Origin of the sequence: Kribbella sp. CA-247076, from assembly GCF_050942445.1 — a bacterium.
Lineage (GTDB): Bacteria > Actinomycetota > Actinomycetes > Propionibacteriales > Kribbellaceae > Kribbella.
The window spans coordinates 63,824-84,907 of sequence record NZ_CP192051.1 but is presented as its reverse complement, the minus strand read 5'-3'; the positions used below and the strand labels follow the sequence as shown (position 1 = coordinate 84,907).

General features: G+C 70.2%; 16 protein-coding genes and 1 tRNA gene. 9 read left to right on the top strand and 8 right to left on the bottom strand.

Annotation, left to right across the window (positions count from 1 at the left end; all coding sequences use genetic code 11):
- Nucleotides 1-7 precede the first annotated feature (7 nt).
- Nucleotides 8-3,673 carry a S8 family serine peptidase gene (locus ACQPYZ_RS00405; RefSeq protein ID WP_433164071.1) on the bottom strand — a complete coding sequence of 1,222 codons (3,666 nt, stop codon included), beginning with the start codon at nucleotides 3,671-3,673 and terminating at the stop codon, nucleotides 8-10.
- 169 nt (nucleotides 3,674-3,842) lie between these two features.
- On the opposite strand from ACQPYZ_RS00405, the gene ACQPYZ_RS00400 reads away from it, so the two are divergent.
- The 3 genes from ACQPYZ_RS00400 (at nucleotide 3,843) to ACQPYZ_RS00390 (ending at nucleotide 7,044) form a co-directional block, all read left to right on the top strand.
- Complete coding sequence (locus ACQPYZ_RS00400) at nucleotides 3,843-4,466, top strand: helix-turn-helix transcriptional regulator (RefSeq protein WP_433164069.1); 624 nt, start codon at nucleotides 3,843-3,845, stop codon at nucleotides 4,464-4,466.
- Nucleotides 4,450-5,580: an aminotransferase class I/II-fold pyridoxal phosphate-dependent enzyme gene (locus ACQPYZ_RS00395; RefSeq protein ID WP_433164067.1), complete on the top strand. Its 1,131-nt coding sequence runs from the start codon at nucleotides 4,450-4,452 to the stop codon at nucleotides 5,578-5,580. Before ACQPYZ_RS00400 ends, ACQPYZ_RS00395 begins: the two co-directional genes overlap by 17 nt.
- Before the next feature lie 351 nt (nucleotides 5,581-5,931).
- A complete protein-coding gene (locus ACQPYZ_RS00390) occupies nucleotides 5,932-7,044 on the top strand; it encodes an endonuclease (protein ID WP_433164065.1) in 1,113 nt (370 codons plus the stop codon).
- On the opposite strand, the gene ACQPYZ_RS00385 is transcribed toward ACQPYZ_RS00390, so the two are convergent.
- The 5 genes from ACQPYZ_RS00385 to ACQPYZ_RS00365 all read right to left on the bottom strand — a co-directional run bounded on the left by ACQPYZ_RS00385 (nucleotide 7,027) and on the right by ACQPYZ_RS00365 (nucleotide 11,830).
- Nucleotides 7,027-8,853 (bottom strand): hypothetical protein, encoded by a 1,827-nt coding sequence (locus ACQPYZ_RS00385; protein WP_433164063.1) that lies wholly within the window; start codon nucleotides 8,851-8,853, stop codon nucleotides 7,027-7,029. The two genes, ACQPYZ_RS00390 and ACQPYZ_RS00385, sit on opposite strands and share 18 nt — an antisense overlap.
- The gene (locus ACQPYZ_RS00380) at nucleotides 8,838-9,593 is read right to left on the bottom strand and encodes an ABC transporter ATP-binding protein (RefSeq protein WP_433164061.1); all 756 of its coding nucleotides are present in this window, start codon (nucleotides 9,591-9,593) and stop codon (nucleotides 8,838-8,840) included. Before ACQPYZ_RS00380 ends, ACQPYZ_RS00385 begins: the two co-directional genes overlap by 16 nt.
- Nucleotides 9,594-9,656: 63 nt before the next feature.
- Nucleotides 9,657-10,127, bottom strand: a complete 471-nt coding sequence (locus tag ACQPYZ_RS00375; RefSeq protein ID WP_433164059.1) for a hypothetical protein — start codon at nucleotides 10,125-10,127, stop codon at nucleotides 9,657-9,659.
- 78 nt (nucleotides 10,128-10,205) lie between these two features.
- Nucleotides 10,206-11,036: a carbon-nitrogen hydrolase family protein gene (locus ACQPYZ_RS00370; RefSeq protein WP_433164057.1), complete on the bottom strand. Its 831-nt coding sequence runs from the start codon at nucleotides 11,034-11,036 to the stop codon at nucleotides 10,206-10,208.
- Between the two features lie 710 nt (nucleotides 11,037-11,746).
- A tRNA-Leu gene (locus tag ACQPYZ_RS00365) sits at nucleotides 11,747-11,830 on the bottom strand.
- A gap of 237 nt (nucleotides 11,831-12,067) precedes the next feature.
- Between ACQPYZ_RS00365 and ACQPYZ_RS00360 the strand changes: the two genes are divergently transcribed.
- From ACQPYZ_RS00360 to pknB, 6 genes are all read left to right on the top strand, one after another.
- On the top strand, nucleotides 12,068-12,886 hold the full coding sequence (locus tag ACQPYZ_RS00360) for an FhaA domain-containing protein (protein WP_433164055.1): 819 nt from the start codon (nucleotides 12,068-12,070) through the stop codon (nucleotides 12,884-12,886).
- 10 nt (nucleotides 12,887-12,896) lie between these two features.
- Complete coding sequence (locus tag ACQPYZ_RS00355; RefSeq protein WP_433164053.1) at nucleotides 12,897-13,379, top strand: FHA domain-containing protein FhaB/FipA; 483 nt, start codon at nucleotides 12,897-12,899, stop codon at nucleotides 13,377-13,379.
- A gap of 7 nt (nucleotides 13,380-13,386) precedes the next feature.
- Nucleotides 13,387-14,778: a PP2C family protein-serine/threonine phosphatase gene (locus ACQPYZ_RS00350; protein ID WP_433164051.1), complete on the top strand. Its 1,392-nt coding sequence runs from the start codon at nucleotides 13,387-13,389 to the stop codon at nucleotides 14,776-14,778.
- The gene (locus tag ACQPYZ_RS00345; protein WP_433164049.1) at nucleotides 14,775-16,175 is read left to right on the top strand and encodes an FtsW/RodA/SpoVE family cell cycle protein; all 1,401 of its coding nucleotides are present in this window, start codon (nucleotides 14,775-14,777) and stop codon (nucleotides 16,173-16,175) included. The genes ACQPYZ_RS00350 and ACQPYZ_RS00345 overlap by 4 nt, the downstream gene beginning before the upstream one ends.
- Nucleotides 16,172-17,623: a peptidoglycan D,D-transpeptidase FtsI family protein gene (locus ACQPYZ_RS00340; RefSeq protein ID WP_433164047.1), complete on the top strand. Its 1,452-nt coding sequence runs from the start codon at nucleotides 16,172-16,174 to the stop codon at nucleotides 17,621-17,623. The genes ACQPYZ_RS00345 and ACQPYZ_RS00340 overlap by 4 nt, the downstream gene beginning before the upstream one ends.
- Nucleotides 17,624-17,736: 113 nt before the next feature.
- Nucleotides 17,737-19,566, top strand: a complete 1,830-nt coding sequence (gene pknB, locus ACQPYZ_RS00335) for a Stk1 family PASTA domain-containing Ser/Thr kinase (RefSeq protein WP_433164046.1) — start codon at nucleotides 17,737-17,739, stop codon at nucleotides 19,564-19,566.
- Between the two features lie 38 nt (nucleotides 19,567-19,604).
- Here pknB and ACQPYZ_RS00330 read toward each other — a convergent pair whose 3' ends face one another.
- On the bottom strand, nucleotides 19,605-20,222 hold the full coding sequence (locus ACQPYZ_RS00330; RefSeq protein ID WP_433164044.1) for an aminodeoxychorismate/anthranilate synthase component II: 618 nt from the start codon (nucleotides 20,220-20,222) through the stop codon (nucleotides 19,605-19,607).
- Between the two features lie 36 nt (nucleotides 20,223-20,258).
- On the bottom strand, nucleotides 20,259-20,993 hold the full coding sequence (locus ACQPYZ_RS00325; protein WP_433164042.1) for a DUF881 domain-containing protein: 735 nt from the start codon (nucleotides 20,991-20,993) through the stop codon (nucleotides 20,259-20,261).
- Nucleotides 20,994-21,084: the final 91 nt, after the last annotated feature.

Sequence of the window (21,084 nt, the reverse complement as noted above, 5' to 3'; positions counted from 1 at the left end):
CAGCTCGCTACTTCACGCCGTACGCGCGGATCACGGTCTGGGTCACCGCGAGCCCGGTGCTGTCGGTCGCGCGGACCTTCAGCGAGACGGTTCCGTGCGCGGACGGGACCACGCCGAGGTAGCGGCCGAGGGCACCGACCACGACCAGCTTCTTCCAGGTCTTGCCCTCGTCGTACGACGCCCAGGCCTGCAGCGTGGTCGCGCGGGATCCTCCGGTGACCTCGAAGCCGACCGCGTGGGTGCGGACCGGAACCCGGCCGGTCAGGTCGACCGGAACCGTGTAGCCGACCTGCAGCAGGGACAACGGCGTCGCCTTGTCCTCGGCCGTCTTCTTCGAGCGGAACTCCCACGAGGTCTGGGTCCGCGTACCCCAGGTCCACTCGCCGTCGTTCCGCTCGGTCGACAGGTCCAGCTTGTACGCCGCGTCGTCGCCGGAGGTCATCACGTCCTCCCACGCGTCCGGCAGCTCGGCGACGACCTGACCGTTGCGCGACAGCACCGCGGACGACGACGTGGACTCGCCGATGGTGTAGTGACCGGCGGCGTCCACGAACGACGGGATCCGCAACGACAGCCGGTCACCGGTCCGGGTCGACTGCACCCCGGGAGCGGCCGCCGGACGGACGACCGGACCGAACCAGGTCTCGTTCGACGGGCGGGCCTGGTAGCTGCGCGGCACCGACGTCATCCCGCCCTGCAGCGGGTTCATCTCGTCCCAGGTGTAGAGGTGGTGCACCCGGTGCTGCCAGAGCGAGTCGCCCGACGTCACCCACTCCTCGCGCACCTTCGGGGTCTCGACGAACCGCTGCGAGTCGTTCCAGGCGTACTCCTGCCACGGGCGCCAGCCGAACCGCTGCTCCTTGGCCCAGGTGAAGCCGCCGTTGTCGGCGTACCGGGTGGTGATCCGGGCGCTGTTCGCCGGTGTCACCTTGTAGACGATCTTCGCCGGGATGGACCCGCTCGAGACCTGGTTGACGTCGTACAGGTACGGGCTCGAGGTCGTCAGCGTCAGGTCGATCGTGGCGCGGCCGCGCTTGGCCCGCTCGATCAGCTTCTGACCGTCGTTGTAGCCGGTGACCATCGCCGGGATCGGCTCGCGCTCGCCGACCGGCCGCCATACCGTCCAGGCCGACCAGTCCGCGGGCCGGACCAGGATCACGGCCGCGGCACCCGCCTTCGCGGCCGCGGCGATCTGCTCCTGCTCACTGCCGTTGCCCCAGCCGTCCTCGCTGGAGTTGATCACGGCCAGCGCGCCCTTCACGCCCTGCAGCGTGGAGTCCGCATAGACCATCGGCAACCGCTTCGTCTTCCCGTCGTACGACGGCGAGCGGTGCAGCAGGTTGATGTCGAGCGGCCCCTGGACACCCTGGACCGTGGCCTGGACCAGCGGCGCGACCAGTTGCCAGCGGGACGAGAACTCGAAGGTGCCGTCCTTGACCGGCTTGGTCGGGGTGACGTTGACCTGCTTGACCGTGCTGAAGTGCATCACGCCGTGGCTGATCGAGCGGCCGTTGGCGTAGACGCGGTGCACGTAGTAGCTCAGCACCGCCTGCTGCTCCGACGGCTTCGGCGTCTGGATCGTGATCGGCGCCGCCTTGCGGGCGTCGATGACGACCTCGGTGTCCTTGCTGACCACGATGTTCGGGTCGGTGAACAGGCTGGCCTGCTCGTTCTGCGGGTCGCTGTTGTCGACCAGCCCGTGCAGCAGATAGGTGCCCTCCTCGACCTCGGCGGTGATGCTTCCGTCACCAGGGATCCAGGCGAGGACGTCGGAGCGCGAGTTGTCACCGAACAGCGCGACGACCGGCACCATCGACGGCTGCCCGTCCAGGCCGATCCCGCGCAGGGTGATCGTGTGCTTCGGGCCCTGCCGGAGCGCACCGACGGCGGTGTGGGTGACCACACCGTTGGTGCCGGTGGCAACGATCCAGCCGCTGTGCAGGCCGCGGTCGAGCTTGGCCGCGGCCAGGTTCACCGGTACGTCGGCGGTGCCGTTGGCCGGCACGGTGACGGTGGCCGGCACGCCGAAGGCGTCGGTCTCCGGCTTCGCGTTGTCGAGGTTCTTGACCGCGACGGACAGGGTCAGCGTGACCGGGGTGTCCGACTCGTTCCGGTAGGTGACGGTCCGGCTGCTGGCGTCGGTGGACGTCTGTAGCCCGAAGTCCGCGACGGCCGTCGCGAACACCTGCTGCGAGGTCGCCCGGGCCAGGTCGACCCGGCCGGCGCCGTGCGCGTAGACGGACTGGACCGGCTGGGTCTTGGCCGTGCTGACCAACGCGTTCTTGAGTTGTTCGGCCGTCCAGTCCGGGTGCTGCTGCGCGAGCAGGGCGGCGGCTCCGGCCACGTGCGGCGCGGCCATCGACGTACCGGAGGCGGCGGTGTAGAGCTCGTCGACCGGGCCGCCCATCGCGGTGCCCTTGGCGCGCGCGGCGACGATGCCCACACCGGGTGCGGAGATCTCCGGCTTGAGGCCGGCGTCGCCGAGGCGCGGACCGCGGCTGGAGAAGTCCGCCAGCGCGTCGTTGCGGTCCACGGCCGCCACCGTCAGCGCCGACGCCGCGGTGCCCGGCGTACCGACGGTCTCGTCCTGGCCGTCGTTGCCGGCCGAGACGACGAACAGCGTGCCGGTCCGGGCGGTGATGTCGTCGACCGCCAGGCTCATCGGGTCGGTACCGTCGGTCGGACCACCGCCGAGGCTCATGTTGACCACCTTGGCGCCTTCGCCCGCGGCCCACTCCATCCCGGCGATGATCCAGGACTCGAAGCCGTAGCCGTCGTCGCCGAGCACCTTGCCGACGAGCAGGTCGGCCTTCGGCGCGACACCCTTCCGGGTCCCGCCCGCACCGGCGCCGGTGCCGGCGATCGTGGCGGCGACGTGCGTGCCGTGACCGAAGTGGTCCGCCGGGCCGCTCGGGCTGCCGGAGAAGTCCTCGGACTGCTTCACCTTCCCGGCCAGGTCCGGGTGCTCGGCGTCGACGCCGGTGTCGAGTACGGCGACCTCGACGCCGGAGCCCTCGTAACCGGCCTGCCACGCGGACGGCGCACCGATCTGCGCCACGCTCTTGTCCAGCACCGCGCGGACCTTGCCGTCGAGCCAGATCTTGCTGACCCCACTGTTCAGCGCCCGGGCGCCGACCGCCGGCTTCAGCGACTTCCACAGCTCGGGCAGCTGGTCCTTGGCCGCGTCCACGGCCCGGCCGCCGATCGAGCCGAGGTCCTGCTTGACCGTGGTCCCGGTGAGCTCGTGGGAGCTGCGCAGGCCCTGGTCGTACTTGACGATCAGCGGGAGCTGCCGCGCCGCGGAGTCGCCGTACCCGTCGGCGATCAGCTCCTCGACGTCGAACAGGTCGGCGTCCAGGACGCCGGTGGAGATGTACGGTACGGCGTCGGCCGGCAGGACCCGGAGTCCGCCGTCGACCTCGATGGTGTGGAAGGTGACGCGTTCGCGGCCGGCGGCCGGGCGGACGGTGGCCGCCTTCTTGCCGGCGCCGGCGTCGGTCACCTCGACGACGTCGCCGGTGATCAGCGTGACCTTGGCGGCGCCGGGGGTGCCGGCGGTGCCGGCGTTCTGAGCGGGTGTCGGGGGCGGGGCGGCGGCGGACGGGGTCGCCGAGACCGCGCCGAGGGTCAGCAGCGCCGCGAGGGTGGCGGCGGTGATCCGGGTGGGGGGCATCATTCTCCTTCAGAGGCTTGGGGCAGGCGCACCTCTTCTTTCGAAAGAGTTTGCAATCCGGTCACGGAGATCCGCCTTGTCCATCACTGCCGTCTCTGCGACATGGCGCAACCGCGCCATCACCGGCACGTGCTAGACAGGTCGTCCTTCCTGGACATACTGTCCACCCGTGAAGGCTGAGCAGTTGGCGCCGGTCGGGGACGCGTTGGCCCGGTTGCTGTCGCCACATGCGGAGGTCGTGCTGCATGATCCGGCGGCCGACGAGGTGGTCGCGGTCTGGAATCCGTTGTCGGGCCGGGAGCCTGGTGATCCGTCGTTGCTGGGGGAGTTGGACGAACTGTCCGCCACCGGACCGGACGTCTACGGGCCGTACCCGAAGGTGCTGGCGGACGGACGCCGGCTGTCCAGCGTCAGCGCGGTCGTGCGGGACGAGGACGGCGAGCCGGCGTACGTGTTCTGTGTGAACGTCGACCGGACCGCCTTCGAGGAGGCGAGCCGGCTGCTGGCCGCGTTCGCGGCGCCGGTGGCCGGGCAACCGCGGGTGCTGTTCGAGCACGACTGGACCGAGACGCTCAACGAGCTCGTCGCCGCGTACGTCCGCGAGCGCGGCCTGCCGGTCGAGCGGCTGAGCCGGGCGGACCGCGTCGAGCTCCTCGGCCGGCTGGACGCGGCCGGCGTACTGAGTCAGCGGCGGTCCGTTCCCACGGTCGCCCGCGCGCTGCGGATCTCGCGGTCCGCGCTCTACCAACTGCTCGGCCAGACCCGGAGGGAGTCCCATGCCGACCCTGCCTGACTTCCGGTTGGAGACGTACTTCGCCCGGTGGGAGTTCAACGCCCGCTACCACCTGACCGCCTCGGACGCGCAGACGATGGGGCTGTCCGAGCTCGTGGATTTGGCGGACGACGACGGCCGCGAGCGTTGGGAGTCGCTGACCCTCGGCTACACCGAGACCCGCGGGCTGCCGGCTCTGCGGGAGGAGATCGCGTCGACGTACACCGAGGCCGACCCCGACGACATCCTGTGCTTCGCCGGCGCCGAGGAAGCGATCTACCTCGCGATGCGGACGCTCCTCGAGCCGACCGACCACCTCGTCGTACTCACGCCGAACTACCAGGCCGCGGAGACGGTCCCGCTGGCTGTCTGCGAGGTCACCGGGGTCGCCTTGCGGGCCGAGGACAACTGGGCCCTCGACGTCGAAGCCGTCGAGGGCGCTCTGCGTCCGAACACCCGGATGGTCTCGGTCAACTTCCCGAACAACCCGACCGGCGCGGTGCCGTCCGAGGACGCCTGGCTGCGCCTGGTCCGCCTCTGCGAGGACCGCGGGATCACGCTCTTCAGCGACGAGGTCTACCGCGGTCTGGAGCTCGGCCGTGATCCGTTGCCGCAAGCAACCGACCTCTCCGGTACGGCGCTCTCCCTCAACGTGATGTCGAAGGCGTACGGCCTGCCCGGCCTGCGGATCGGCTGGATCGCCTGCCGCGACCGGACCGTCCTGGACACTCTCGAACGCGCCAAGCACTACACGACCATCTGCAACTCCGCACCGAGCGAGATCCTGGCGTTGATCGCCCTGCGCGCCCGCGACCACCTGCTCGACCGCAACCGCGCGATCGTGACCGAGAACCTCCCGGTCTTCACCGAGTTCTTCGGGGGTTACCCGGATCTGTTCGAGTTCACGCCGCCCGACGGCGGCTGCGTCTGCTTCCCGCGCTACCTGGGCGCCGACGGCGTGGAGACGATGTGCGCCGACCTGGTGGAACAGGCCGGCGTACTGCTCCTGCCGGCGAGCATCTACAGCTCCGCCCTGACCGAGACTCCGACCGACCGGTTCCGCGTGGGCCTCGGCCGCCGCAACCCCGGCCCGGCCCTGTCCGCCTGGGCCGATTGGCTGGAGAAGCGCTCGTAACTCGTCAGTAGCGTGAGACGAGCTGTGGACAACGCGTGCCGGACTGAGTACGGTCCGTTAACGGCGTCCGCACCACGCCAACCGCCGGAAGGCCACGGTCTTCCCCCTTGTCGGTGAGGTGCTGCCCGCCAGTAGCGCCTCACTGGTGGATGGGCAGAGCAGCCCGCGGCGACTCGTCGCGGCCTGATGGGGGCCCATACACCTAGGTGGGGCGGCGAGCGGCACTCACACGCTCACCGCCCCACCGACTCAACTCTTCACTCCCCGTTCCCCGCGCGGATGTTCCGCGGCCCGGTCGGCTGGGCAGACTGACGGCGACGCAGTGGTCCCCAACCGCCCCTGGGAGTTGCCGTGCTTCGTTCCCGCCGTCCCGTGCTGATCGTCACCGTCGTCCTGGCGCTGCTCGGCTTCGGGATCACCCCGTCCACCGCCGCCACCCCGATCTCGGTGAGTACGGCGATCGGCCGCCAGGACGGCTCCACCGCGACGGTCGAGGGGTACGTCGTCGGCCAGCCGACCGCCACCAACACCGTTGTCCGGAGCAACTTCCCGAACGACTACGCGCTCGCCCTGGCGGACTCGGCGACGCAGACGAGTACGTCGTCGATGCTGTACGTCCAGATCACGTCCGCGTTCCGGGCGACGTACGGACTGCGGAGCAACCCAGGACTGCTGGGGAAGAAGATCACCGTGACCGGCGCGCTCGGGGCGTACTTCTCGCATGCGGGCCTGAAGAACACCACGGCCTTCAGCGGCGGCGGCTCGACCGATCCCGACCCGGGTGACTACTACGCCGGCACCGAGGGCAAGACCGGCGCGGCGCTGAAGGCGGCCCTGCACACGATCATCTCGGACCAGACCAAGCTGAGCTACGACCAGGTCTGGAACGCACTCAAGGACACCGACCAGGACCCGGCGAACCCGGACAACGTCGTCCTGCTGTACTCCGGCCGGTCGCAGAGCAAGAGCACCAACGGCGGCGACCCGAACGACTGGAACCGCGAGCACGTCTGGCCGCAGTCCCACGGCGACTTCGGTACGGCGACCGGACCGGGCACCGACCTCCACCACCTCCGCCCGGAGGACGTCTCGGTGAACGCCGCCCGCGGCAACCTCGACTTCGACAACGGCGGCTCAGCGGTCGCCGAGTGCTCCGGCTGCACCGCCGACGGCGACTCGTTCGCCCCGCGCGCCGCCGTCCGCGGCGACGTCGCCCGGATGATCCTCTACATGGCCGTCCGCTACGAGGGCACCGACGGTTTCGCCAACCTCGAGCCGAACAACAGCGTCGGCAACGGCAGCGCTCCGTTCGTGGGAAAGCTCGCTGTCCTCAAGGCCTGGTCCGCCGCCGACCCGCCCGACGCCTTCGAGAGGCGCCGCAACGACGTCATCCACACCACCTACCAGCACAACCGGAACCCGTTCGTCGACCACCCCGAATGGATCTCATCCATCTGGCCGTGACGCCTTCTTCTTGGCGGTCCAGTAGGTGAGGCCGCCGTAGGCGTACATGGCGAGGCCGAGGGCGCCCATCAGGACGATGACCGGCCATTGCCAAGCGGGGTCGAGGTGCAGGGCCAGGAACCAGGACTTGGTGTCGTCGTTGCCGGTGAGCTTGAAGACCGCGGGGACGACGGCCTGGGGGAACAGCGGGATGGCGCCGAAGCCGAGGCAGAAGTTGGCGAGGTTGCGGCGCCAGCGGGGGACGTCGGCGAGGGCGGCGGTCTGCTTGGCCTGCTCGGTGGTGGAGCGGCCGTGGCGGAGGAGCGTGAGCAGCTCAGGACCGCGCTGCTCGAGGCGGTCGGCTGCCACGCGGCCGAAGTACCACCAGGCCAGTACGCCGCTGGCCACGCCGACGGGGACACCCCACCAGGACCACGCCAGGGCAGCTAACAGTGCGGGGGCCGCGGTGAAGGACACCAGGATGAGCATCACCCAGACGATGCCCATGGTCTCGCCCTCGTTCTCACCCGAGTTGAGCGGGTTGCCGGACCGCTTGTGGGCGTCGGTCGTGGGCACGGCCGCGAACACCGACGCAGCGACGACCAGTCCGGCGGCACCGCCCAGGAGCGCGGGCAGCACGCTGAGCACGAGCGGCCAGGCGCTCGACGAGCCCGACCACCAGGTGAGGAGGACGGTGATGAGGATCGTCACGGGCCCGAACACGAGCAGGAACGCCCGCTGACGAGCCCTGACGTCCGGACCGGCCGAACCAGGAGTCATCAGTGTCGTCCAGAGCGCCGTACCGTCCGAGCCGTACAGGTTGGCCGACATCGAGCCGGCCATGATCAGCGCGGCCGGACCCGCCCAGGGGAGCATGCCGTCCCAACCGACCGCGAGTGGCATCAGGCAGAAGAAGAGGCCGTAGCAGATCGCGAACACGGCCCGGTGCGCGTACAGCAGGTCGCGGGTCCAGGAACGGAGCTCCTTGGCCGCGGCCGCGTCGCGTGGACCAGAGCCCGTCAGGAGCCGCCGTGGCTTGCGTCCGGTCCGGCTGGCCGTCGTACGTCGTACCAGCAGCGCGGACCAGGCGGCGAACATCACCACCGCCAGCAGCGCGAGACCGGCAAGCGCCAGCAGCACCTGGAGCCAGTCACCACTCCCAGCCGCGTCGACGGCGACCAAACCCCAGCCCGACGGCGCATACCGCGCGGCCGAAGCCATGGTGCCTTGCACGTCGGTCGACACGAAGGCGGCGATCAGCGCCCACCCCTGCGCGCTGAACGCCAGGATGAACGCGTTGACGACCGCCGCGAGTACTGCGCCCGACCGCACCTGCAGGAGTACGCCGTACACCGCGACAGCCAGCCTGGACGCCAGGACGAAGCACAGCAGCTGCAGCACGACCGCAGGCAACGCGACGACCGCCGCAGCAACAGACAGCTGCGCACCGAGCACCACCAGGCTCAGCAGCGCGATCAGACTGATCACCGGCGCGACACCCGCGAGCGCGGCGCTGAGGAGACCTGCTGACAGCGTGCGCGGGGTGAGCGGGAGCATGCTGAAGTACTCCGGCTTGAGCGTCTCGTCACCGCCACCGGCGAACAGCGGGCCGACGACCCAGCCGAGCATCCACACCGCGAGCGCGACCACGAGCAGGTCCTGATCACCCGCCGCCGCGACCCAGATCGTCCCGGCGGCGAGTACCAGTCCGAGGAACGCGCCGGTACCGATCCAGCTGACCCTGCTCTGGTCCTTCAGCGCGTGCCGGAACGCGGCCAGCCGCATCCGGACCAGGGTCTGCGAGGTCGCGTACGTCAGGCCGAGAGCCACGACAGCCCCTCCGCGCCCCGGGTCGACGCGCCGACCAGCGCCACGAACGCGTCCTCCAGGCTGCCGCCCGCCCGGACCTCCGAAACCGTGCCCGCGGCAACGACCTTCCCGTCGGCGACGACCGCGACCCGGTCGCACAGCTGCTCGACCAGCGCCATCACGTGACTCGACATCACCACCGAACCGCCGCCGGCGATGAACCTGTTCAGGATGTTCCGGATCGTCGCCGCCGACACCGGGTCGACCGCCTCGAACGGCTCGTCGAGCACGAGCAGCCGCGGCGCGTGCAGCAGCGCGACGGCGAGCCCGAGCTTCTTCCGCATGCCGGTGGAGTAGCCGATCACCTGCTTGTCGTCCTCGTGGTCGAGCTCGAGCACCTCCAGGAGCTCCGTCGTCCGGCGCTCGACCTCGTCCGCCGGCAACCCGCGCAGCAGCCCGAGGTAGGTGAGCACCTCACGCCCGGTCAGCCGCTCCGGCATGCCCAGGCTGTCCGGCAGTACGCCGACCAGCGCCTTGGCCCGGGTCGGGTCCGCCCACACGTCGACGCCGAAGATCCGCGCCGTCCCCGCGTCCGGCCGCAGCAACCCGACCGCCATCGACAACGAGGTCGTCTTCCCGGCCCCGTTCGGCCCCAGCATCCCGAAGAACGACCCCTTCGGCACCGCAAGACTGAGATCGTCGACCGCCTTCTCGTCCCCGAAGACCTTCGTCAACCCCACCAACTCGAACGCCTGCTCCATGCCCGCACTGTCTCATCTCGAGCGGGCCGAGGCGTCACTCTCGTGGCGGACTTGGGTCGTCAGCTACTGGGCGGAGTTCGCCGCCCGGCACTCCGGCCACGGCGGCAGCAGCGGCAACAGGCGAGCCAACTGCTCCTTCGACACCCAGGACGGGTTCGATCCTTGGGGCATCCGCTGCACCTCGAGATCGGTGATCCCGGCCGCCACCAGTTCGCCGGCCGGCACACCTTGTCCCAGAACCGCAAGCTCCAGCGGTACGACGACCTTCGCGCGACCGTGCTGGTCGACCGGCGGCTCCTGGTCGACCGGTCCGGTCACGGTACCCAGCCCCCAGATCCCACGAGCCATCCGCCGCCCGTCGCCGGACACCCACAGGATCACCCTGTCGCCCCGGGCCATCAACTCGGACCGGTACCCCGGCACCACACACCAGGACTGCACGACCGCGCCCGCCTTGGGCAGCTCGAACCCCGCCGCCGGGTTCCGCTTCACCAACCACGCCCCGAGCTCGTACCTACTGATCCTGCGAGCCACCCGACCTGTTCTACCACCTGCTCGCGATGCACTTGATGCGTCCGTCGACCTGCCGGGCGATGGTCGGCAGCAAGATGGTCAGGTGGTGGTGCGGTCGCGGGATCGTGGGTCGACGACGGCTCGGGAGCGGTAGATGCCGCCCTTCACCGCGGTCGCGCGCCAGGGGCGGGCGTGGGTGAGCGGAACCTTCAGGGCCGGGTCGTCACGGTCGATGGTGGTGATGGCGAGCTCGGACTTGCCGGCGAGCTGGGAGGCGTACGTGCCGTCGGGGGCGATCAGGCCGGACGGCATCAGGTCGACGGTCTGGGCGGGCAGTGACATCGCGACCCAGTAGCAGTTGATCGCGGCGTACGCGCGGGCCTTCACCTCGAAGACCGCGTCGACCGGGTACGCCGACAGCAGCAGGCACTCGACGCCGAGGCGCTCGTACTGACTGAACAGGTGCGGGAAGTTGATCTCCACGCAGATCGCGCAGCCGAACCGGTAACCGTCGACGTCGAACACCACCGGCTCGAATCCGGGCGTGTAGAAGTGGTTGACCTCGGTGTTGGACAGGAACCGCTTGTCGTACCGGTCGACGAGCTCGCCGGCGTCGGAGATCACGTACAGGCTGTTGTGCGGCCGGTGCGGCGGCGTCAGCGGATGCGCCGCCCCGAGCACCACCCACAGCCGCAGCTCCTTGGCCAACGCCATGACCCGCTCGAGCTCGACCCGTACGACGTCCCAGTCGACGTCGGCCCAGTCCGCGATCTGCTCCTTCGCGTACCCGGTCAGCGCCCCCTCCGGGAACTGCACCACCCGCGCCCGCCCGGCCGCCGCCTTCCGCATCAACGACCGCACGGTCTTCCCGTTCACCCGAACATCCGCACTGATCCGCGGCTGAGCAATCCCGATCCGCATCCCCGTCATCGCCCTACCGTCTCAGCCCCCACCCCCAGAACCCCGCAACGGCACACACTCTCCGTAACAGAACCCATCCAGCAGGAACGCCTGCTCGCCTACGGGGGACAACCACAGCACGTCGCGGCCACCAACCACAGTCCCCCACCCCACGCGAGCACATCCCAACAACCCGCGAGCGACCGACCACGGCCCCACCACACTCGAGCGCTCTCACCACACCACGGTCAGCGGAGACAGTCGGGCGGGTGGGCAGGCGCGCGAGCACGCGACGAAGGAGCGCGCGTAGCCGGCTGCGGGGCACAACCACAGCCCGTTTGCGACCATCAACCACAGTCCCTACCCACGCGAGCCGTCTCGACAGCCCGCGAGTGACCGACCACAGCCCCACCACACTCGAGCGCTCTCACCACACCACGGTCGGCGGAGGCAGTCGGGCGGGTGGGGCAGGCGCGCGAGCACGCGACGAAGGAGCGCGCGTAGCCGCCTGCGGGGCACAACCACAGCCCGTCGCGACCACCGACCACAGCCCCACCACATCCATGTGCTCCCACCACACCACGGGTCGGCGGGGACAGTCGGGCGGGTGGGGCAGGCGGGCGAGCACGCGACGAAGGAGCGCGCGTAGCCGCCTGCGGGGCACAACCACAGCACGTCGGACCCGGCCCGTCGTACGCCGGGGAATGCAAAAAGTCCCGGTGGTTGACCGGGACTTCCTGTGCGCGAGGGGGGAGTTGAACCCCCACGCCCTTTCGGGCACACGGACCTGAACCGTGCGCGTCTGCCTATTCCGCCACCCGCGCGCTTGATCGCGTCCGACCGGTCCTGCATCGTCGTCTGCAACCGAGAAGGAACAGTAGCACGGGTCCTGCGGAACGTTCACATTGCGGGTTCCGTCGAACCTCCCGATACGATCGATCGTCGTACCCGGTGTGTCCACCACGACCGGTGGACGCGACGTACGGCGTGCCTGCTGAGGGCGCCGGACGGCAAGCACGATCGTTGGCACCAACCGGCGACCGAACCGTGGAGGAGGAGGCGTGCGACCGCTGCAGCGCTTCGAGCGACGTCTGGAGGGCATTGTGAGCGGTGTCTTCGCGCGTGCGTTCAAGGGCGACGTCGAGCCGATCGAGCTGGCGGCGGCGCTCAAGCGTGAGATCGACAACACCGCGCGGATCCTGTCCCGGGACCGCCGGCTGGTGCCGAACCACTTCACCATCGAGCTCGGGCCGGGCGACTTCGAGCGCCTGGACGCCTACGGCCAGACCCTGAACCACGAGCTGGCGAACGAGCTGCGGGACCACGCGGACATCCAGCGGTACACGTTCTCCGGGCCGATCGAGATCCGGCTGACCCAGCAGGACGACCTGCCGACAGGTAAGTTCCGTGTGGTCAGTGCGACGGTCGGGACCCAGCGGTCCCGTCCGCAGCCCCAGCCCTACCAGCAGGAGCCCTACGTGCCGCCGAACGACGGCCCCACGGTGCTGCAGAGCGCCCCGCCGCCCCAGCAACAGCCACCGCGCCGCGGCCACCCGCAGGTGATGCTCGAGGTGAACGGCCGCCGCCGGCCGGTCAACCCGCCCGGCGTCGTGCTGGGCCGGGGCACCGACGCGGACATCCAGATCAACGACCCGGGCGTATCCCGGCGGCACGCGGAGATCCGGCTGATGCCGGAGGGTCCGGGCGGGATCCGGGTGGTGCTGGTCGACCTGGGCTCCACCAACGGCACGCTGGTGAACGGCCGGCGGACCACCGAGGCCGAGCTGGTCGACGGCTCGACCGTACGGATCGGGAACACGACGATGACGCTGCGTCTGGCGGACGAGCCGATCGCCCAGCCGCCGAGCAGCGGGTGGTGACTGACCGTCCATGTCGGAACTGACCCTGACCCTGATCAAACTGGGGTTCCTGGCCCTGTTGTGGATGTTCGTCCTGGCGGTGCTGTCCGTGATCAGGTCCGACCTGTTCGGTGCGAAGGTGGACAGCCGGGCGGCGGCCGCGGTCGCCCCGCAGAGCAGCCGTACGCCGAAGCCGGCCAAGCCGGTGAAGAAGCGCAAGGGCCTGCCGGGGTCGGTGACGATCGCGGACGGCCCGCAGGCCGGGGTCGGTGCAACGCTCGTGGACGAGCCGGTGATCATCGGTCGCGGCTCGGACTGTCAGATCCGGCTGGACGACGACTACTCTTCCACCCGGCACGCGCGGCTGTTCCTCTCCGAGGGGCAGTGGTGGGTCGAGGACCTCGGCTCCACCAACGGCACGTACCTGGACGGCCAGCGGGTGACCCGCCCGGTGCCGGCCGAGATCGGCGGCTCGATCCGGATCGGCCGGACGACGCTGAACATCGCGAAGTAGGCCTGCCTTGACCCTGTCGCTGGATTACGCCGCACTGTCCGATGTCGGACGGGTGCGCCGCAACAACGAGGACTCGGCGTACGCCGGTCCGCACCTGCTGCTGCTCGCCGACGGAATGGGTGGCGCGGCGGCCGGTGAGGTGGCGAGCGCGGCGGCGGTCCAGGTGATCCGGAAGCTGGACAAGCCCGGGATCAGCGGCGAGGACATGATGGAGGCGCTGGCCGGTGCAGTTCACCGGGCGAATGAGCGCCTGTCCGAGCTGGTCGAGGAGGACCCGGAGCGCGAGGGGATGGGCTCGACCGTCACCGCGCTGATGTTCGACGGGCAGCAGCTCGGCCTGGCGCATCTCGGCGACTCCCGCGCGTACCGGATGCGGGACGGGCTGCTCTACCAGCTGAGCCACGACCACACCTTCGTGCAGTCGCTGGTGGACGAGGGCCGGATCTCCCGCGAGGAGGCCTTCACCCACCCGCACCGCAACCTGATCCTGCGCGTGCTGGACGGCCGCCCGGACTCGGATCCGGACCTGGAGATCCTCGACGTCCGCGCCGGCGACCGGCTGATGCTGTGCAGCGACGGCCTGCCCGACTACGTGAGCGACGAGGTGATCGCGGCCTCGATGGCCGACGGTACGCCGGACTCCGTGGTCGTCGAGCTGATCACGCACGCCCTCGAGGCCGGGTCGAACGACAACGTGACCTGTGTGGTTGCCGACGTGGTCGAGACGCAGCCAACGAGCGGGAACGATCCTCAGCTGGTCGGCGCGGCCGCTGAGCTGGGCCAGGGCGGGACGGGCCGGGGCGAGCCGACGGTCGCCGTACCCGGTGGTCATGGCCACGGCGGCGGCGGGCACGGTGCCGCCCTCGACCCGGAGGAGCTGCGGTACGCGCCGCGGCCGCCGAAGCGCTTCCCGTGGTTGCGCCGGATCGCAGTTCTGATCGTCATCCTCGCGTTGGTCGTCGGTGGCGGCTGGTTCGCCTACGCCTGGACGCAGAGCCAGTACTACGTCGGCACCGACGGCGATTACGTGGCGATCTTCAAGGGTGTGGACGAGGACATCCCGGGGCTGACGCTGTCGAAGGTGTACGAGAAGCAGGAGTTGCAGGTCGACAAGCTGCCGACGTACAGCCGGGAGCAGGTGGAGAGCAATATCCAAGCCGACGACCTGCCCGGGGCGCGGACGATCGTGAGCGAGCTGCAGCGCGCCGCGGCCGAGTGCGCGGCCCAGGCCAAGCCGACCCCGAAGCCGACGCCCACCCCCAGGCCCAGTACGCCGCCGGCCACGGTGCCGCCGGCGTCCGTCCCGCCGAAGCCGCCGACGACGACTCCCACGCCCAGCCCGACGGGAACGCCGACGAACGGCCCGGTCAACCCCGACGACTGTGACGGCGTCCGATGAGTATCGCCTCCACGTCGGTCATCCAGATCATCCCGCGGACCCGCCGCGGGGTGGAGCTGCTGCTGCTCGTGATCGCGATCGTCGTGTCCGTCGGCGCGTACGTGAACATCGGCATCACCGTCCAGGACAAGGTTCCGGCCAGCACCGGGTACTACGCCGCCGGCATCGGACTGCTCGCCCTGATCGCCCACTTCGCGCTCCGCTACCGGGCGCCGTACGCCGACCCCGTGCTGCTGCCGTGCGCCGTCGTACTGAACGGGCTCGGGGTGGCGATGATCCACCGGGTCGACCTCGGCATGGCCGCGGCGGCCGAGGCGGCCGGGCGGGATCCGCGGTCGCCGGCCGCACCGCAGCAGATCACCTGGACCGCGGTCGGCATCGTGCTCTTCCTGGTCGTCATCCTGCTGATCCGCGACCACCGGCGACTGCAGGCGCTGACCTACACCGCCGGCCTGGCCGGTCTGGTGCTGCTGGTCCTGCCGTTGATCCCGGGTCTCGGCGTGAACATCAACGGCGCGCAGATCTGGATCCGGTTCCTCGGGATGTCGTTCCAGCCGGGTGAGTTCGCGAAGCTCTTCCTGGTCGTCTTCTTCGCCGGGTACCTGGTGGTGAAGCGGGACGTGCTGACGCTGGCCGGCCACCGCTTCCTCGGCCTCGACCTGCCCCGGGCCCGCGACCTCGGCCCGATCCTGATCGCCTGGGGGGTCAGCCTGGGCGTGCTGGTCTTCGAGAAGGACCTCGGCTCGTCGCTGCTGTTCTTCGGCCTGTTCCTGATCCTGCTGTACGTGTCCACCGAGCGGGCCGGCTGGCTGATCATCGGCGGCCTGCTGTTCGCCGGCGGTGCGTTCGTCGCGTCCCAGCTGTTCGGCCACGTGCAGAAGCGGGTGGACGACTGGCTGCACCCGTTCAACGAGGTCGGCGGCCAGGTCGCCACCGCGCTGATGGGCCAGGCGTGGGGCGGTGTCCTCGGCCGCGGCCTCGGCCAGGGCCGGCCGGAGCTGCTCGGGTTCTACGGCCAGAGCGACTTCATCATCTCGTCGTTCGGCGAGGAGCTCGGCCTGACCGGGCTGATGGCGATCATCCTGATCTACACCCTGATCGTGGAGCGCGGCCTGCGCACCGCGCTCGGCTGCCGGGACGTCTTCGGCAAGCTGATCGCGACCGGTCTGGCGATGTCGTTCGCGCTGCAGGTGTTCGTGATCGTCGGCGGCGTCACCGGGCTGATCCCGCTGACCGGTCTGGCCACGCCGTTCATGGCGCTGGGCGGTACGTCGCTGGTCGCGAACTGGGCGATCATCGCGCTGCTGCTGCGGATCAGCGATCAGGCCCGCCGACCACAGACCCCGGCCGCCCCAGTGTCCGACGAAACGATCGCGATGGCGGTGCAGAAGCAGTGAACTCAGCGATCCGGCGGCTGGCCGTGGCGGCGATCATCCTGATGCTCGCGCTGATGGCCAACTCGACGTACCTGCAGGCCTTCCGGGCCGGCGACCTGAACGCGCGCAACGACAACCGGCGGGTGCGCGACTCGCAGTTCTCGGTCGACCGCGGCCCGATCCTGATCGGCAGTACGCCGATCGCGCAGAGCAAGCCGTCGAACGACCGGTTCGAGTTCCAGCGCACGTACGCGTCCGGCCCGGTGTACGCACCGGTGACCGGCTTCTACTCCTACCTGTACGGCCGGGCCGGGATCGAGCTGACCCAGAACTCCGAGCTGAACGGCTCCGACCCGTCGATGGCGTTCCGCCGGGTGATCGACGTGATCACCAACCGGCGCCAGCAGGGTGCGAGCGTGACGCTGACGCTGAACGCGGCCGCGCAGCAGGCGGCGTACGCCGGGCTGAGCGGCAAGACCGGCGCGGTGGTGGCGATCGAGCCGAAGACCGGCCGGGTGCTCGCGCTGGCCACGCGGCCGTCGTACGACCCGAACAAGCTCGCCTCGCACGACCTGGACGAGGTCAGCGCGGCCTGGAAGCAGCTGAACGAGGCGCCGACCAAGCCGATGGCGAACCGGGCGGTCAAGGAGCTCTACCCGCCGGGCTCGACGTTCAAGCTGGTCACAGCGGCCGCGGCGCTGTCGAGCGGCAAGTACACGCCGGAGACGAAGGTGCCCTCGCCGGCCGAGCTGCCGCTCCCGCAGACCACCGTCCCGCTGGTGAACGAGAACGGCCAGAACTGCGGCGGCAGCGACAACGCGACCCTCACGGTCGCGCTGCGGAACTCCTGCAACACCGCGTTCGGCTCCATCGGCCTGGACCTGAAGGCCGACGCGCTGCGCGAGCAGGCGGCCAAGTTCGGCTTCGGCGAGCGGCAACTGCCCGAGCTCGGTGCGGTCGCCAGCCGGTTCCCGGCCGACCCGAACGAGCCGCAGACCGCGCAGTCCGCGATCGGCCAGTACGACGTTCAGGCCACCCCGCTGCAGATGGCGATGGTGGCCGCCGGGATCGCGAACAAGGGCGAGGTGATGAAGCCCTATCTGGTGCAGAGCGTGAAGACCCAGGACCTGAAGACGGTGTCCGAGACCAAGCCGGAGTCGCTGCACCAGGCGGTCACCCCGGAGGTCTCCGCCCAGCTGACCCAGATGATGGTCGACGTGGTGGCCAACGGCACCGGCCGGCCAGGCCGGATCGACGGCGTCGACGTGGCCGGCAAGACCGGTACGGCGCAGACGTCGAAGGAGCGCCCGCCGTTCGCCTGGTTCACCGCGTTCGCGCCGGCCAACGACCCGAAGGTCGCGGTGGCGGTGATCATCGAGGACGCGAACATCCCGCGCAACGACATCGCCGGGGGCACCCTGGCGGCCCCGATCGCCAAGCGGGTGATGGAGGCGGTGCTGGGCGAATGACCACGATACGGAATGATGCCGTGACAGTGCGTCTCTCCAACGGGGTGCCACGTGTGGCGGCCGCTACCGTGGGCAAGTTGAGTGTGTTTCCGGACAGGTTGGAAGGCTGAGTCATGACATCGCAGGCACGTCTCGTCGGCGGCCGGTACGAAGAAGGCGAACCGCTCGGCCGCGGCGGTATGGCCGATGTGCGTAAAGGCGTCGACAACCGGCTCGGCCGGACGGTCGCGATCAAGCGACTGCGGGTCGACCTGGCCAGCGACGCCACCTTCCAGGCCCGGTTCCGGCGGGAGGCCCAGTCGGCCGCCTCGCTCAACCACCCGACCATCGTGTCGGTCTACGACACCGGCGAGGAGCCGGACCCGAACGGCTCCGGCGTCACCATCCCCTACATCGTGATGGAGTACGTCGCCGGCAAGACCCTGCGTGACCTGATCCGCGAGGGCCGCAAGATCATGCCCGAGCGGGCCCTGGAGATCACCTCCGGCGTGCTCGAGGCGCTCGACTACAGCCACCGCGCCGGTATCGTGCACCGCGACATCAAGCCCGGGAACGTGATGCTGACCCCGCAGGGTCAGGTCAAGGTGATGGACTTCGGCATCGCCCGCGCGGTCGCGGACACGTCGTCCACGATGACCCAGACCGCGGCCGTCATCGGCACGGCGCAGTACCTCTCGCCGGAGCAGGCCCGCGGTGAGACCGTCGACGCCCGCTCCGACCTGTACTCCACCGGCTGTCTGCTCTACGAGCTGCTGACCGGGCGGCCGCCGTTCGTCGGTGAGTCGCCGGTCTCGGTCGCGTACCAGCACGTCCGCGAGCAGGCGCTGCCGCCGTCGTCGTTCGATCCGGACATCCCGCCGGAGGTCGACGCCGTCGTCCTGAAGGCGCTCGCGAAGAGCCGCGAGGAGCGGTACCAGAGCGCCGCCGAGATGCGGCAGGACATCCACCGGGTGCTGGCCGGCCAGCAGGTGACCGCGCCGATGGCGGCGGTCGCGGAGACCCGTGCGATGGCGCCGACGGTGGCCCAGACCGCGGCCACCCAGCCCTACCGGCAGACCGGCGCCGACGACCTGCTGCCGCCGGACGACGGGATGGACGAGGCCGAGGCGGCCCGCTCCCGGCGCAACCGCGGCCTGGCCTACTTCCTGCTCGGCCTGGCGATCGTCGCGGTCGCCGTCGGCGCGTACGCCCTGTTCACCAACATGAACAAGGACAACGGCGGTACGGCGACTCCACCGGCCAAGGTCCAGGTCCCGGATGTGAGTGGCAAGTCGGCTACCGAGGCGAAGGCGGCACTGGCCGCGGCCAAACTGACGTTCGCACAGGGGCCGTCGGAGGCGAGCGACACCGTCGGCCGGGGCTCGGCGATCCGGCAGACCCCGCCGGGCGGAACCGAGGCGGAGGAGGGCTCGACCGTCACGGTGGTGTTCTCGGCCGGCCGCAGCGCGTTCCCGGTGCCGGACGTGATCGGCGAGTCGGAATCCGCGGCGCGCAAGGCGATCGAAGGCACCGCCGCGAACTTCAAGGTCAAGGACGCGACCCAGGAGCAGGACAGCCCGGAGAAGGAGGGCACCGTGCTGGCGGTCAGCCCGGACCCGGGCGGGCAGTACCCGTCGGGCACCGAGTTCACCCTGACCGTGTCCACCGGCAAGGAGCTGGTCGAGGTCCCGGACGTCGTCACGATGGTGCAGGACGAAGCGACCAGGACGCTGAAGGAGGCCGGTTTCAAGGTCGGCTACGGGGAGCAGGCGCAGGACCCGAGCAAGCCCGACCAGACCGTGCTCCGGCAGAGCGTGAAGCCGGGAACCAAGGTGGCCAAAGGCAGCCTGATCACGCTCACGGTCAACAGCCTGCCCGAGAACACGCCGACGCCGACCCCCACGCCCACCCCGACGGATACCCCGGACGACCCGGTCACGCCACCGATCACCATCGGCGGCTGACACGAAAAGGCCCCCGCACCGGGGGCCTTTTCGTGTCCTCAGCTGACGACGGGGGCCAGGCCGGCCGAGCGGGCGACCGCGTCCGGGTCGCCGCACATCACCAGCCAGTTGGCGAGCATCCGGTGGCCGCCCTCGGTCAGCACCGACTCGGGGTGGAACTGGACGCCCTCGACCGGGAGGTCGCGGTGCCGGGCCGCCATGATCACGCCCGCCTCGGTCCGCGCGGTCACCTGCAGCTCGGCCGGGACGGTGTCCTGCGCGATCGCGAGCGAGTGGTACCGGGTGGCGGTGAAAGGCGACGGCAGCCCGGCGAGTACGCCGGCGCCCTCGTGGAAGACCTGACTCGTCTTGCCGTGCAGCAACTCGTCGGCCCGCCCGACCACGCCGCCGTACGCGACGCCGATCGCCTGCAGGCCCAGGCAGACGCCGAAGATCGGGACCTGGCCGGCGGTCTCCTTGATGATGTCCACGCACGCCCCGGCCTCCTCCGGCGTACCGGGACCGGGCGAGAGCAGCACACCGTCGTACTCGGTGACCTGGTCGGGGGTGACCTCGTCGTTGCGGAGCACGGTGGTCTCGGCCTGCAGCTGCTGCAGGTACTGCACCAGGTTGTAGACGAAGGAGTCGTAGTTGTCGACGACAAGGATCCGCGGCATGCGGACCATTGTGACAGGCGTTGTGAACGGGCCGGGCTAGCGTCCCGCGGTGGGGCTCGCGGACGGCGTCTGCTCGAAACCGGGGACGGTCGCGCTCTGCAGGTCGAGCGTGCCCTCGTACGCCGGCATCGCGATCGACGACTCGTTCTTCACCTCGTAGCCGAGCTGGAACTTGACCACGTAGTCCTGCAGGTTGTCGATGTACTGCGAGTCGTCCAGCGCCTTCTGCAGCTTCTGCCGGTCCCCGATCGCGGTGATCTTGTACGGCGGGAGGTACGGCACGCCGTGCAGGACGACCGAGTTGCCGACGCACTTGATCCCGGTAGTGGAGATGACCCGGTGGTTCTGGATCGAGATCGCGTCCGCGCCGCCCACCCAGAGCGCGTTCACCACGGCCTGGATGTCCTGCTGGTGGATCACCAGCCAGTCGGCGTCGACGTCCGGATTCTCCTTGACCACCTCGCGGGGCGCGTCCTTCAGGGTGACGGTCAGGCCGGGCCCGGTGACCGGCGTCGTCCCGACCTGCTCGGACAGCTTCTCGAGCTGGTCGGACAGCTTCGGGTCGATCGAGCCCTGCTGCGCCTGCAGCTTCTCGATGTCCTGGGTCAGCGCCGCGTGCTGGCGGACCAGGCTCGCGCTGCGCCGGCTCTGTTCCTCCACCAGCCCGGCGAGCGTAGTGTTGCGGCTAGGGCGCAGGTCGGTGCCACGGGCGTTGGTGGCGCTGGTCGCGAACAGCAGGCCGGCGCACAGCAGCGCCAGCGGCGCTCCCACGCGCCACAGCGAAATACGCCTCAACCTACGCACCAGTGATCTCCGAGTTGCTGTCTGCACTACGCTAACCCGGGACCGGACCCGACGACGG

Excerpts from the sequence above, each read along its gene's own strand:
- ACQPYZ_RS00405 (WP_433164071.1), bottom strand. The coding sequence starts at position 3,673 with ATGCCCCCCACCCGGATCACCGCCGCCACCCTCGCGGCGCTGCTGACC.
- ACQPYZ_RS00395 (WP_433164067.1), top strand. The coding sequence starts at position 4,450 with ATGCCGACCCTGCCTGACTTCCGGTTGGAGACGTACTTCGCCCGGTGG.
- ACQPYZ_RS00380 (WP_433164061.1), bottom strand. The coding sequence starts at position 9,593 with ATGGAGCAGGCGTTCGAGTTGGTGGGGTTGACGAAGGTCTTCGGGGAC.
- ACQPYZ_RS00370 (WP_433164057.1), bottom strand. The coding sequence starts at position 11,036 with ATGACGGGGATGCGGATCGGGATTGCTCAGCCGCGGATCAGTGCGGAT.
- ACQPYZ_RS00355 (WP_433164053.1), top strand. The coding sequence starts at position 12,897 with ATGTCGGAACTGACCCTGACCCTGATCAAACTGGGGTTCCTGGCCCTG.
- ACQPYZ_RS00345 (WP_433164049.1), top strand. The coding sequence starts at position 14,775 with ATGAGTATCGCCTCCACGTCGGTCATCCAGATCATCCCGCGGACCCGC.
- pknB (WP_433164046.1), top strand. The coding sequence starts at position 17,737 with ATGACATCGCAGGCACGTCTCGTCGGCGGCCGGTACGAAGAAGGCGAA.
- ACQPYZ_RS00330 (WP_433164044.1), bottom strand. The coding sequence starts at position 20,222 with ATGCCGCGGATCCTTGTCGTCGACAACTACGACTCCTTCGTCTACAAC.